At 34.9% G+C, this 14,218-nt stretch carries 15 protein-coding genes; 1 reads left to right on the top strand and 14 read right to left on the bottom strand.

The annotated features are described in order from the left end of the window. Positions 1–326: 326 nt before the first annotated feature. The 5 genes from AC6BKE_RS16970 to nagZ form a co-directional block, all read right to left on the bottom strand. Positions 327–1,508, bottom strand: coding sequence for a NupC/NupG family nucleoside CNT transporter (locus AC6BKE_RS16970; RefSeq protein WP_499857372.1), 1,182 nt, complete (start codon positions 1,506–1,508; stop codon positions 327–329). Positions 1,509–1,534: 26 nt separating this feature from the next. Beyond that, positions 1,535–2,830 carry a purine/pyrimidine permease gene (locus AC6BKE_RS16965; RefSeq protein ID WP_499857370.1) on the bottom strand — a complete coding sequence of 432 codons (1,296 nt, stop codon included), beginning with the start codon at positions 2,828–2,830 and terminating at the stop codon, positions 1,535–1,537. A gap of 35 nt (positions 2,831–2,865) precedes the next feature. Continuing rightward, a complete protein-coding gene (gene deoD, locus AC6BKE_RS16960) occupies positions 2,866–3,573 on the bottom strand; it encodes a purine-nucleoside phosphorylase (RefSeq protein ID WP_249645794.1) in 708 nt (235 codons plus the stop codon). A gap of 195 nt (positions 3,574–3,768) precedes the next feature. Next, the gene (locus AC6BKE_RS16955) at positions 3,769–5,205 is read right to left on the bottom strand and encodes an AcpB/EbpR/MafR family transcriptional regulator (protein WP_499857368.1); all 1,437 of its coding nucleotides are present in this window, start codon (positions 5,203–5,205) and stop codon (positions 3,769–3,771) included. Positions 5,206–5,272: 67 nt separating this feature from the next. Continuing rightward, positions 5,273–6,958 carry a beta-N-acetylhexosaminidase gene (gene nagZ, locus AC6BKE_RS16950; protein ID WP_036127443.1) on the bottom strand — a complete coding sequence of 562 codons (1,686 nt, stop codon included), beginning with the start codon at positions 6,956–6,958 and terminating at the stop codon, positions 5,273–5,275. Between the two features lie 192 nt (positions 6,959–7,150). On the opposite strand from nagZ, the gene AC6BKE_RS16945 reads away from it, so the two are divergent. Beyond that, on the top strand, positions 7,151–7,549 hold the full coding sequence (locus AC6BKE_RS16945) for a glucosamine 6-phosphate synthetase (RefSeq protein WP_499857366.1): 399 nt from the start codon (positions 7,151–7,153) through the stop codon (positions 7,547–7,549). A 185-nt stretch (positions 7,550–7,734) separates the two neighbouring features. Here the strand turns inward: AC6BKE_RS16945 and AC6BKE_RS16940 are convergent, their stop codons facing one another. The 9 genes from AC6BKE_RS16940 to AC6BKE_RS16900 all read right to left on the bottom strand — a co-directional run bounded on the left by AC6BKE_RS16940 (position 7,735) and on the right by AC6BKE_RS16900 (position 14,075). Next, positions 7,735–8,484, bottom strand: coding sequence for a LytR/AlgR family response regulator transcription factor (locus tag AC6BKE_RS16940; RefSeq protein WP_036127449.1), 750 nt, complete (start codon positions 8,482–8,484; stop codon positions 7,735–7,737). Positions 8,485–8,674: 190 nt separating this feature from the next. Then, on the bottom strand, positions 8,675–9,988 hold the full coding sequence (locus AC6BKE_RS16935; RefSeq protein WP_036127453.1) for a sensor histidine kinase: 1,314 nt from the start codon (positions 9,986–9,988) through the stop codon (positions 8,675–8,677). A 43-nt stretch (positions 9,989–10,031) separates the two neighbouring features. After that, a complete protein-coding gene (locus AC6BKE_RS16930; protein WP_499857364.1) occupies positions 10,032–10,178 on the bottom strand; it encodes a cyclic lactone autoinducer peptide in 147 nt (48 codons plus the stop codon). Between the two features lie 129 nt (positions 10,179–10,307). Continuing rightward, the gene (locus tag AC6BKE_RS16925) at positions 10,308–10,736 is read right to left on the bottom strand and encodes an accessory gene regulator B family protein (RefSeq protein WP_499857362.1); all 429 of its coding nucleotides are present in this window, start codon (positions 10,734–10,736) and stop codon (positions 10,308–10,310) included. Between the two features lie 136 nt (positions 10,737–10,872). Beyond that, positions 10,873–11,403, bottom strand: a complete 531-nt coding sequence (locus AC6BKE_RS16920; protein ID WP_036127458.1) for a hypothetical protein — start codon at positions 11,401–11,403, stop codon at positions 10,873–10,875. Beyond that, positions 11,396–12,022, bottom strand: coding sequence for an ABC transporter ATP-binding protein (locus AC6BKE_RS16915; protein ID WP_340810936.1), 627 nt, complete (start codon positions 12,020–12,022; stop codon positions 11,396–11,398). The genes AC6BKE_RS16920 and AC6BKE_RS16915 overlap by 8 nt, the downstream gene beginning before the upstream one ends. A gap of 12 nt (positions 12,023–12,034) precedes the next feature. Next, positions 12,035–12,769, bottom strand: a complete 735-nt coding sequence (locus AC6BKE_RS16910; RefSeq protein WP_036127466.1) for a hypothetical protein — start codon at positions 12,767–12,769, stop codon at positions 12,035–12,037. 12 nt (positions 12,770–12,781) lie between these two features. Further along, positions 12,782–13,591, bottom strand: coding sequence for a hypothetical protein (locus AC6BKE_RS16905; RefSeq protein WP_499857360.1), 810 nt, complete (start codon positions 13,589–13,591; stop codon positions 12,782–12,784). 85 nt (positions 13,592–13,676) lie between these two features. Then, on the bottom strand, positions 13,677–14,075 hold the full coding sequence (locus tag AC6BKE_RS16900) for a hypothetical protein (RefSeq protein ID WP_036127472.1): 399 nt from the start codon (positions 14,073–14,075) through the stop codon (positions 13,677–13,679). Positions 14,076–14,218: the final 143 nt, after the last annotated feature.

Here is a 14,218-nt window from a genome sequence, read left to right as displayed (position 1 = left end):
GCAATTTAAACCATCGAAATAGGTAAAAGTGTAGAAGCTGTTGCCTTTTCTTGGAGGATATTAAGAGGTTATTAATATATGGTACTTTGAGAGGGAGAAATATTACAAGGAGATAAAAAGAATTTTGCCATATGTGAAAGGTCTATATGTTATGAATGTTCCTAGCCTTTTACATAATATGCAAAAACCCTTTCTTATCAACGAAAGGGTTAAAAATTATATTTATTTATAGAGATCTACCCTCCCTTTTTCCAAGTAACTGAGCAATTTTAGGTGATAGGAAATGGTGTAGATACTCTTAAGTCATTCAAATCTTATGAGCCTATTTAAAATACAATGCCGATAATGATAGCTGATAGAACACTTACAAGTGAAGCACCATATAGCAATTTTAATCCAAAGCGCGCAACCACATTCCCTTGCTTTTCATTTAACCCTTTCACCGCACCCACGATGGTACCAATGGACCCAAAGTTCGCGAAGGATATAAGGAAAACAGATACGATGGCTGTTGTGCGCTCACTGAAACTATCTTGTATTTTAACAAAATCCAGCATGGCAACGAATTCATTTGCCACAAGCTTTGTCGCCATGATACTTCCGGCATTGACAGCTTCATGCCAAGGTACACCCATGACAAAGGCAATTGGAGCAAAGATATAGCCTAAGATGTCTTGGAACGAGATGCCGAATATACCGCTAAATAAACCATTAATCAAGGCAATCAACCCAACAAAACCTACTAACATGACCCCAACGATGATGGCTACCTTAAACCCATCCATAATATATTCGCCTAGCATTTCAAAGAAGGTTTGCTTTTCATCTTCTTGTACTTCAATTATATCCTCTTCGGCTTTTACGTCATACGGGTTAATGATGGAGGCTATGATAAAGCCGCCAAATAAGTTTAATATTAATGCTGCCACTACATACTTAGGCTCTAACATCGTCATATAGGAGCCGACAATCGACATAGATACCGTTGACATCGCGGAAGCACATAATGTATACAGACGATGTTTCGGTAAAAATCCAATTTGATTTTTCACGGAAATAAATACTTCATTTTGTCCTACTATAGCTGCTGCAACTGCATTATATGATTCTAGTTTACCCATCCCATTTATTTTACTTAATACTAAACCAATATACTTAATAATAAATGGGAGGATTTTATAATGTTGCAATATTCCAATTATTGCTGACATAAATACAATTGGCATTAATACATAAAGGAAAAATGTATGTGCACCTTCATTGGCCATCCCACCGAATACAAAATTAGTACCTTCATTGGCGTATTCAAGTAATTTTGCAAAACTATCAGCAAAACCTTTAATTAGAAATTCCCCGATACCCGTTTTAAGTAAAAGAAAGCCTAAAATAAGTTGGATAGCAATCATCACCATGATGGGGCGATATTTAATCTTTTTCTTATTATTACTTGCAACCCATGCTAATAATAGAACTAGCATGAGTCCTACTATAGAAATTAAATAATGCATCTTGTCCCCTCCGTGTTTTACTCTGTTTAAGATATAGACTTACTCGAATGTTTTTCCTTCCAGATTAATCCTTGTTCTAAAATAATCGCTAAAAAACTTCCACAAATTAACCCATTGTTTAAAATAGCAATCACGATAGGAGATAATTGGCTTGTCGCAGATGAAGGAATAAACATTAAACCAACACCAACTAAAAGAGACACGCCACTCACGATATACGTTCGTTCCTCGTGCGTAACCGTTTTCAATTCCTTCAAGGAGATTCCGACCATCTTGACAAAAATAACGAATGTTACAGCATAGCCTATTGGTGCTGGAATACCCGCTAATATATTCATAAAGGGTGGCAGTAAGGAGATACAGATAACGCAGCAACACCCAATTAAAAACGACCTGCGTTCCTTCATACCTGTTTGTTCAACATATCCTGCTGCCCCCGAAATTGGCACTGAGCCGATCGCACCCAGGCCTCCACAAATTAGTTGTGTAATCCCTGACATAAATCCAGCACGCAAATAACGGCGATCATCCCTTGATTGTTTTTGTTTCATGACTGTCTCCATCAAACGGATTGATGCAATCGCATTAACTATTAATAGCAATGCTAACAAAAATGCTGTAGTGATGGTGCCACTGTCAAATCTCGGCCTTCCAAATGGGAACAATTCAGGAAGCTTAACTAGTGTATTTACCTGTGAAATCCCAGATGTCTGACCAAAAATCACAAATAATAACCAACCTATCAATATACTAATGATGATTGAAAATTGACGCAGGATAGTATAGCGATTGTTGCCTAACCAAAAGGTGATACAAATGACCATCGTACTAAGTAGAAATACTTTAATATTTACTGTTGCGTGGCTTGATGAAATACCCATCATTCCTTTCATAAAGGAGCCACTTAATTGAAAGATTAATAAAAGCAAATAGATAAAAGTGATGGTCGGTGTAAATAAACAAGCAATTTTATCCATTAGCTTAAGTGCTGAAAGTAGGATAAATAAAATACCACTTATAATCATTCCTCCACATAAAGCTTGTAAGGCAGCCATGTGAGAAGAATATAATACCCCTACCAAACTCGCATAAATGGTAAAAATGCTCCACCATAAACCAGCTGGCCCTTCATGGATTGGTAATTTATGACCAATCAGCCCTTGTAAAAAACCAGCTATCCCTAAAGTAATAATCGTACTTTGGATTAGCCCAGACGTCTCAATAGGTGTTAGATTATATACATCTGCGATAGCAATCGGCGCTGCGATAGCACCAGCGAGCATAAATACCATCCACTGTAATCCAGACAATATTGCCTTCATTACGGTCTTCCCCTTTTCTTACGATTACTATTGCATTACTCATCGATGATTGTCTGAAGTGCAATGTCCACCATTTCATAAAAGGACTTTTCACTTTCCTCGTGAGATAAGCTTTCATTTGTTAATAATTGACTACCTACCGTCAAAATAGATAATGCTTTTACCCCGTATTTAGCAGCTAAAGTATAGAGGGATGTACTTTCCATTTCTACACCTAACACACCGAATTCCATAAACTTATGAAGCCTGTCTAGTGTTTCACGATAGAATTCATCAGAATTATAAATATTGCCAACAAAGACATTTACTTTTTTGTCTTGTGCTTGTTGATACGCCTTTATTAATAAAGAAAAATCTGCTGTTGGTGCGTAATTATTACCGTAGAATATTTTCTCCGTCAAATTGCTATCTGAGGACACTGCTTGGGCTAATATAATATCACGGATATTAATATCCTTTTGCATCGCACCACATGTTCCGATACGAACCAGTTTCTTAACGCCATAATCGTTGACCAATTCCGTACCATATATACTCATCGATGGATTGCCCATCCCAGTACCTTGAACTGAAATCGGCACACCTTTGTACATTCCTGTGTAACCATACATCCCTCTTACTTCGTTATAGCAATAGGCCTTCTCTAGAAAATGCTCTGCTACAAATCTTGCACGCAAAGGATCTCCAGGAAGCAGCACACGCTCTGCTATTTCTCCCTTTTTTGCACCTAAATGCCTACTCATCTTTATCCCTCCAACTATTTATCTCAAATTCCATAAGGTAAACGTTTTCATTTGCCATCAAAAAAACCCATAGCTGTTTCCAAACCAATTTCTCTTAAAAGAAATCGGTTCAGAAACTACTATGAGTATAAGATTTTTTTATCATAACAAACTAGACCAGATTGTTACGTAGTGTACAGGAAATAATTGACCAAATTACTGAAGCAATTCTTGGCGAATATTATCTAAATCCCTTTTTGAAGGGATCGTTGAAATAATAACAACGGGCACTGTCGTTAAGGCAACAGGAAAATTACTTATGACAAAATCAATGTGATGCTGCTCCACCATTTCATCGGTTAGCCCCTTCATAATGGAAGTATTAATAATGAGTTGGTCTCCAATTTCGTTTTTTATCAAATTAGCTATATAATGACGGATAGAAAACTCCTCACCAATGACCAAGAAGGCTCGTTTACTTTTATAGCGTAGTCCTGAACGAACAAGTAAGGTGAGTTTGGTTAAATGAAAGTCATTATACAGGACAGAAGGGTATGTTTTTTGCCACTTTTGCATGCAGTTCTGCATATCTTGATAAATCTGCTGACACTCGATTTGAACATAGTTTGTTAAATTACTTTTTGCAATCGTCAACCATTCAGGAATGGCGTTATCGATTAAAAGCTTGTCAAGAAACTCATATACTTCCAAGATAAAACGCTCTTGCCTATCTAGATTGGGGTAAGCCTTAGCCAATATTGTTAACAACTGCTGCGCCATTTGATCGACTTCTTTATTCTTGTACAATTCAATTTCTTTCTCCGGCGTCATGTCAGACCCTTCATAATAATGATATTGGCTTAGGCTAAATAGGGATTGCATGAAAAACAATTCATTTTTTGGTAATTCTATAGAGAATCTTTCTTCCAGTGCCAGCGCAAATTCTTTTACTGGCAAATAGAAAATCCCACTTTCCCAAAGATAATCACCCTCAGCAATTTTGACATAGTTCCCTTTTCTCACTCTTTCAAGTACAATCGCTATTAAAAACGATAATTTCCGTTTGGAATTGATAAAATAAACAATGTTCTTCTCATTCTCTATATTCGTAATGGATTGATTGATAAAATCACAGTCACTATTCGTAAATGGCCATCCTGTAAACTCATAAGCATCACCATATAACTTCCAGTAAAAATAACGGATATTCAATTCATTTCCCTTTACGGCTGGCGTCGAGTATGTAATTCGTAGCTTATATGGCTTCAAATCGTGATTATTTAATTGCATAATCAATTTCTTCAAAGATGAGGTACTCATAAACATAGCTTCTGCAAGCTCCTCCATGGTGAATTGATGCCCATTTGTAAACAATAAATGCATTAGTCGATAGAAGATTGTTTGTCTAAGCATGCTTGAAACCACTTCACTAACTGTTGTACTTCGCCCATCGCGTTGTAGAAAGATTCCCTTTCCTCTAGACACTTCAATAGTCATCGCTGCTGGCAATTGCCTATTGATTTCTTCTACTAGCTTACGGATGGTTTTATCTGAAACATGTAAACTTTTTTCAACCTCCGCTAAAGTAAACCATCTTTGTTCAGCATCTAACAGCGTTAATAATCGACTAGCTAATTTGAATTCCTTATCCACGTTCTCACCCTTATCCATCATTCACAAAAAGGAACATACATTACTTGCTGTATGTCCCTCTCCATCTTTATTTATACATATTGAATACGTTTTCGATGTCTGTATTGAGCTTGTTGATATCAACTGCTGTCACGGGTTGATTGACAAGCTGATACTTTTGTTTTAGCTGCATGATTCGACGGACACTCTCATTAATGCGCTCCTCTGTTATGTCTCCATCATGGACGGCTGCCTTCACAGCTTTTATGGCTGATGCGACATTCGTGTACTCATGGGCGATTAATATAATATCACTGCCAGCCTTGATTGAATCTACAGCCGCTTGACCGATAGCAAAATGATTCGTGATAGCTTTCATCGTCATATCGTCTGTCATGACAACCCCATCGAAGCCTAGCTGCTCCCTTAACATACCTGTGATAATTTCCTTCGACATCGATGAAGGGTATTGTGGGTCAATCTTTGGTAATAAAATATGAGCAACCATGACCACATCGGCACCGTTATCAATGGCATCTTTAAAGGGGACAAGCTCCAGTTGCTTTAAATCGGCCAAACTTTTCGTCACCTTTGGCAATTCTAAATGGGAATCCACGGAAGTATCACCGTGCCCAGGGAAATGCTTGATTACTGGAATTACTTGCTTGGACTCTAGCCCTTTCATTGTCTGAATGCCTAATTTGCTGACAATATCGGGATGATTCGAAAACGAGCGATCTCCGATAATCGGATTATTCGGATTGCTATTGACGTCTAGTACAGGGGCAAAATCAAGGTTAAAGCCAAATGCCTTTAATTGTTCCCCTAGCAATTGACCTACTTTAAATGACAATTGGGATTGATTGATATCCCCAATGCTTTTATTCGTTGGGAAGTTTTTTAAAGGCCCTGGTAATCTAACCACCTTCCCACCTTCTTGGTCGGTTCCTATGAAAAGGGGCACCTGATTATTGGTATTGGCAGCCATTAAGTCATTCATCAATGTGACTGTTTGCTGAGGGGTTTCAAGATTATTACCATAAAGAATCAAACCACCCACTTTGTCATCTTGAATGAGGCTTGTTGTGTCCTGCTGAAGCGTCGTACCTGACACACCTGCAAACATCATTTGACCAATTTTTTCGTCCAATGTCATCTGCTTGACCGTATCAGCTGCTTGTTGCTTTAATTCAGTATAGACCGAAATATGATGAACGACAGGATTAGGATCACTGTCAGTCGGTTTTGGTAAAATCCATTTTAATTGATAGTCGGCATTCACTTGGTAGACAAGAATGATTTGATTGGTCGTTGTATCCTGATAATAACGAACCTCATCGGGTTCACCTAGCTTATTTTTAATATCGGCTAAATGAATTTTCTTGATATCCTCTTTAAATGAACGAATATCAAAAGCATGTGAACCTTGAAAGCCAATCGTCACATCCTGATAAGCTTCATATCGTCCATTCACTGACTCCGTTACTTGCTGAGGCTCCCCCCATTGCTGATGAACCACTTGTTGATCCGCCTCACCTGCTGCAAACGGCACATAAGGGACTCTTCCTTCTAGTGCTAAACTGGCTATGTCCTGTAGGATGACCTCCACATTTTCTGACACCCCCTCTTGTTCAGATACTTCCTCTTGGACTGGGGATGGCTCAGAATTTCTTGTCGTTTGTGTGGCCGGCCGCATTTTTGTGCCGAGAAAAAAGAACAAACCCAGTAATATCAGCACGAGAACTAGGAGCAAACCACGTCTTCTTTTATGCATGCAAAAACCTCCTTCACCAAACAAAATGGCGACTTCGAAACAAATCTATCAACTAACGTTATCATAACTGCCACTTGAATTCAAAGCTCACGCTATGAACAGAATCACGGCCTTCTATAGAAAATATTATCGTAAGCTAGCAAAAATGCAAAAGAAGATGTTAAAATATTCACATAAAGGGGGAAGCAAAGCATGGGGAAATTAAGTAAAAGGAATATATTATGGATTGTGCCTATCGGTATTTTAGGGGTATTTTGGTACTTTTATGGCCCACAAAAGGATATTACAAACAATGAATATATTACATATGTACAAAACTATACGTATGAAAATAGTACAAAAACTTTAGAAAGTGCCTTTGCCGCTGCCTGTGAAAATCCATATTGGGTTTATTTTGAAACACAAAAGGGACAGGACGTCGTAGAGTTCAAGGGGGATTGCCCCGTTGACAATGAAATAGCCAAGGTCAATGTGCAATTTCTTGTAGACAATGCCATCACACGTGTCCAATCTGGTGCAATGCTTATTGATAGTAAAATGCAAGAGGAAGCAGAACGCGATCAATTTTTACTGACGCTTGTTCAAGAATAAAGGATATATGCCCTTATAGCTAGTCTATGAGGGTTTTTTGTGTAACGAAGGGCGGTGACGAAACATACAGATACAGACGGTCTCATAGATATTTTTTATAATTATCCAAATGGTTAATAAAGAAAATGCATGTTCCGCCTTACGTTTTGACTAGAAATGAGAAACGGCTCTTTGAGAAAGATTTATCATGACTTAAATGCTGTTAATTTTTCCTTTAAAAGTTTAACTTTTCGGAATGAAATAGGACACTTGTCGCCATTTAGCATAATAATCATCTTTGACTTCCAATTTATTTCGAGGACATTATTCAATTGAATCAAGTAGCTACGATGGCAGCGAAAAAATATTTCATCAAAACCCTCCTTCTCTTCTATCTCATTCAATTTTGCGTAGAACTCATAAAACCCTTGCTTTGTCGATAAAGTCAATTTATGAGGGACATCTGCAGCTTTAAAATATAAAATATCATCTAAATTTATATTTTTTACATATTCACCTACCTTAATTTGAAAATAGTGGGTGTCAAGTCGTTCACCTATATTTCGATATTTTGTAAAAGCAGAATTTAGAGCGCTGATAATACTATGCTGTAAGTCTTCTTCCTCGTCTTTTATAATAAAATCAAGGGCTTCTACTTGGTACTTAAATGTTAAGTGCAGCATTTCATTATGTGTAGTAATGAAAATTATACTTGCTAAAGGTAGAGCTGCCCGAATGATCTTCGCTAATTCTAGTCCGTTTATAGCTGTACCGAAATCAATATCTAAAAAGAAACAATCCACCTGTTCTTTTTGAATAAACTTTGCTAACTCTTCTGGAGATGCCGTATTTAATACTACTTTAATACCGTTTTCCTCAATAAACGTATAATTATTAATATAGGATTCTACTTGCTTTGCAAATACTACATTATCTTCGCAGATTGCCACTTTCATAATTTCTCTCCTTTTATCCATTACGTAGGTTAGTAAGGTAGCTACGCACATTTTATAGAGCTAATAATGATGGTTTACTGAGATGATGTGGGTAACACCCATCATTACCTCAAATTATGCGCTTTTTAACGGTACTCCTATTTCAGCTAGTGTTTGGCTTGAAGACCCACTGAAAAAGCAAAACAAGTATTCATCTCCTCCCTTTAAAGGAGGAAGTCTTCTGCTGACGCAAGATCAACAACTCTACATTAAACCAATTATCCTCTACGCTTATATTTAGTAACATATCTGACGAGGAATCTACTATTTTTTTCACGGTACTCAATCCTAAGCCATGACCTTGCTCTTTAGTGGTATACCCCTCCCAAAAAAGTTTATTTATATCAATAACTTTCTTATTCATTTTATTTCGAATAACAAAAAGCGTAGAATCCTTTTGTTCTATTACAGCCAGTTGAATAAATTCTTGACGATCTTCTACACAATTCTCGATTGCATTATCCAGTAGAATACCTAAAATTCGAGTTAAATCAATCAAATCTTCCTCTAACTTTAACGGATTGGGAACCTCTAGTGATACTTTCAAATTTTGTTCAATAGCACTACTTACCTTATTGAAAATTAAACCTTTTAATGCAAGGTTTTGGATATTGTTTAAATGGGCTAGAATTTTATTACTCTCCAATGTTTTTTGTTCAAACTTTAAAATTCCCTGTTCAAAGTAGGTTTCTAAACCTTCCCAATCTTTATCCGCTATATAGCCTTTCAAACTAAGTAAAATGTTTAAATAATCGTGTCGAAACTTTTGCATATCTTTATTCACTTGCTCTAAAGATTGAATATAAACGCTAAAGTTTGAAAGTTCCTTTTCCTTAACCGTTAACTCATATTTTTTTAGATAAATACTAATGATAATCCCAATTAAGACTATTAATAATATAAAATATACTGTTAACAAAATTGTATTAAACCTTAATACTTCAATTTTCGAATACTTAAATACACGAAAAATATTAAAATAAAAAACACCAATAGTACATACTATAGCCACATTAATCAGCCAAATTTCTTTTTTCGGCAATTTGAAGTATATCTTTTTAATTAGTAAGGACAATAGGTAAATGATGAAAATATGTATACAGATAAATACAACTGTTCTTAAAAAAAATTGAAATAATTCATCCTTAAATGACAGATTGAAAATAATAATTGTAGCCAAATGATCAGAAATTATAGCGACAATAATAACAATCCCCCAATAAAACAGACATTTTGTTTTTGGATTCCCCCATAAAAAGAAGATAGTCATTCCAACTAGTAGATAAAGTATTCCGCTCCAAAATATCATTTGATATAGAAATACTGATGGAAGAAAGATAACTAGTGAACTGAATAAAACTCTTTTCCATGATGGCCGTTCATTTACTAAGTAATAAAAAGAGGCCATTAATAAAGCATACTGTATAGGTAAATTAATAAGGTTGATGGTCCATTCGTGCAACATTTTGAAAAATCCCCCTTTTATACATAATAAAGTATAAAAGGGGTTAGATCAATTTCCATAATATTCCATCTTCTTTTAAATCTTCTGGTACTGATACTTCATGAAGATAACCAAAACACATCTGAGAGGCTCCTAAAGCTCCTAAATATAAAAATAAACTACGTAAAGTTCTGATAAAAAATTTAGCCATACGTAACACCTCCATTTTTTAAAGTTTGAATAAGTAATGTTGTCAATTGAATAGTTACACCAACAAGAATGTACTGAAACACTCCTAGAGGAATGACAAACATGAGAATCAATAATAAAAATAATCGTATTAGAAGCTTATTTTGTAAAAGTTTTTTTCATCTTGAATTGGATTTATCAGTGTTCCAAGAGGTCCTATTAAATAAATTGAAGCAATGACAATTAAGCTACTTCCATAAACCATAGTTGCTGACAAATCAACAAGATTTAAAAAGTAAGGGAAAATTACAAATACAAACACACTTCCCAAAATGCACCCTTTATTTGTACGACTGTGCCATCCGTAAGTCACCTGTCGGAGGAATAAAAAACTAAAATGGACAATTAACACTTTCAAAAATACTCCTAGTAAAGCCGCTAAAATATAAACAACTAAGCCTTTTTTAATAATATCTGCTACGATATAAAATCCGAATTTCAACTTTACTTGCTCTTTCGAATCCATCGAATCTGTTATAAATTTATTTAACAGCTTTTCTTCATAGGCAAAGAACTGCAATCAATCACCCCATATTAATCTAACTCTAAATTGTCGATAGCATAATTGTACTTAGTGATTCATTCACCCACTTTGAATATTACTTTTAAGCTTCACTTAGGTCAGCTTATAAATTTTTTGCCCTACAGCTGCTTATTTACTTGGGTTCAATAATTACTTGGATATCATCAACATAATTTGTTAACTCCAATTCAATTTCTTCGGAACTTAAAAGTTTGATTTGATTTGCTTTTATATTCGTGATTAACTGTTCTGGTTCATATGAAACATTCAGCGATGTAAATAGTACTTCAAATAAACGCAGTACATCGTCCTCTATCTCACTTAGTTTTTTTCCAGGTTGGTTAATCAAAATATTAATGTTTCCTAATTTATCATTCTCTTTACTGTGATTGTTTTTATATTCAATTATCATAATTTGTTTACCAGTTTCATAACCCGTCTCTGTTTCGCTCAGAAACTTAGAAACATCATATTTTTGTACATGACGTTCAAATTCCCCTATTGTCATGGGGAAAGTCTTCAGATTGGCAAGTGATTCATCTGTCTGATCATCAGAAGTCTGTTCAGTTGTTGACGTATTATGAGGATTTCCCTTCACCCCATACGGTGCACATGCGGTTAATAACAATGTTCCAACTACAAGACAATACTTTAATTTATTCAACTAGTTCACCTCGTTCTAATTCGTATACTTGATCACATAGGTAATCAATATGACGTTCATCGTGACTTGTTAATAAAATTGTGGTTCCTTTATTTTTATATTCAATCAAAAGCTCTTGAATTTCTTTTACCGATTCCTTATCCAACCCGTTAAACGGTTCATCTAAAATCAGAATTTGTGGATTTTCCATAATGGCTTGTGCAATTCTTAATCGTTGTTTCATGCCTAATGAATAATTTCGTACCTTTTTATTTTGAGCTTCGCTTAATCCGACTTTTTTTAAGGTTTGTATGACGTCCTCTTTCGTAATCTTTTTTTGGATATTTGCTAAAATTAATAAATTTTCTAAGCCTGTTAAATATGTAATAAACGGAGGTTGTTCAAGGATAATACCTGTATTTTTGATATATTCTTTACCAAAAACAATTTGTTTACCGTCAACCCAAATTTCTCCTGAATCAATTTTTGTAAAACCACTAACTGCCTTTAACAGCATTGTTTTGCCCGAACCATTATGACCAACCAAACCTATACAATTACCATCTTTAACTGTAATGGTAATATTCTTTAAAATCGCTTGTTCTTTTATACTTTTAGAAACTTTTTTTATTTCAATCATGACGCTGACTCCCTACCCTATTTCATATTTTGCGTTCCTTAGCATAATTTTTGAAACAACAATGATAAGCACCCCTAAAGTAATACCACTTTTAAAGAAAGGATCTTCTCCTATAAAAACAAGACTTAGTCCATTGATATTTAGATTTATTGCAAATAGACAAAGAATACCTATAAACATTACAAATAATGCGATAACCTCATTAAATTTTAAATAAATACAAAACATTAATTGTGTTAGGCCAATCACTAATAGAACACTCGTTAGGGCTAAAAAGATCATTTTTAACAGGAGTGTTTGCACATCTAGAAATTCCAAGCTATTTATTGTATAAATAAAACCGAAAATTGAAACATAGTAAACAAAAATAAATACGATACTATTTTTTATATACGATCCTTTAATAAATCTAAATGCTTCTTTTTTTGTATGGGCTCGAAGGAAAACGAATTGATAATAGCCTTTTTTTAACAATAAAAAGTGATATGCCCCCCAAAATATAGCCAATAAATAAAACATAAATGGTCCTATATAGTGAAACGGGCTATTCCCTTCCATATATTCGTACATTGAGAAATTGATATTGATAAAAATTCTATCAAATACCGCCTCTTTCGGTAAAATTACATCATAGTCATCCATGTAGATAATGATCTTTTGAAACCCTTGTTTAAAATTGATATACCCCAATGTAAGTGCAGAAAGAATAATCACGCCATATTTGATTAGCTTTCCTTTTGCCTCCATCTAACTCACTTCCTAATATTCCATATTGCGTACAGTTTTATTGACACCAACTACAAGTAAACATAAAGAAATAATGAATAATAGAATCAGTGGCAGAAAAACTTCCACTGTCGTGTATAAAGTATTAAATGCCGTGAAACTTGCAAAAATATCAAACCATACACTTCCTGTATAACTTCCAATTCTCCCATATACAAAATAAATAACTACTACTAATAAAATAACTTTATATTCACGATCTGTTAATAGTATTAAAGCACAAGATAATAAGCTAAATACAAATGCTAGTGCCAAGTATATGGTGCAAGTCATGAAAATAAAAAATAAATAGGGATGATTACTATAAAAGTCTTTAGGAAGCATTGATGCAAAACCACCTATATTCTCAATACTTCGATAGACAAATATGGCTCCAATTGAATAAAAAATAAGAAATGAGCCTACAACGATGCTTGTTGAGAGTAACACATATTGCATTACATCTTTGTAAATCGCCTTTTTTAAAGATTTATAGCGATTCCTTCCAAAAACATATAAGCTCCTTTTCTCCGAAAACAAACCTAAAGTCGTTAAAATAAATAAGGCAGGAATAAAATTAATCAAATAAAACATAGAAGAGTCTACAAATATTTCCCACGTTGAAATTTGGGAAATAAAATTACGTCTAATTTCTTCTTTTGTACCAACTAAATCTTCCGCATTATAGTCCATTGTTAGAATCTCAAAAAAATGACTGGCAAAGCCCCACGATAAGGCTAGTCCTCCAACAAGAAAAAGGACATTCAGTAATATGTATCTGCTTTTAACTTTTAAACTAGGCATAAAACAACCTCCTGTCTCCATTACATAAATAGATAAAATATCGTCCAACTAGGTTATCTCTAGTTGGACGATATTTAAATCTGGCTTAGTTACTTGCCGCCCATGAACCACTAATTGTCACTGAACCGCCACCAGTGTCGTTTGTTTTTCGAAGTCCTAACTTGTACTGATGGTTAACTGCTGCGTTTACAGCTGCAAACGTTTTTCTTTCGCCTCGTTGAAGAGTTGTTCCTCCTCGATAAACATCATTAGAATTTTTCATTGTCGCAGTAATCCATGCAGTACCCGAGTCGTTTGCTAGATTAACAATTGCGTCAGTATCAGAATGTCTTACTGAGTAAGGAGCAAACTTCTCAGCCCCAGAATATGTAACTGTGAAATTTGTAAATGTTTGTGGATCCTTTGCTAACGCTTCTCCATTCATTGCTCCTAAAAAACCTAGTGATAAAGCACTTACCATTAATACATGTTTAAATTTTGACATAATTTTGCCCTCTCCTTTAATTTAGGTTTGTCACTGACTAAGGAAATTAATACAACAACTAGAAGAATAGTGGTTACATCATCCTCACCACCTATAGTTATAACAATAGCGATTACAATTCACAGTATTTCCATTTACTATAC

This window comes from Lysinibacillus sp. COL-1 (assembly GCF_059814265.1).
The sequence above is the reverse complement of the archived record's forward strand: the minus strand, read 5'-3'. Positions and strand labels throughout refer to the sequence as shown.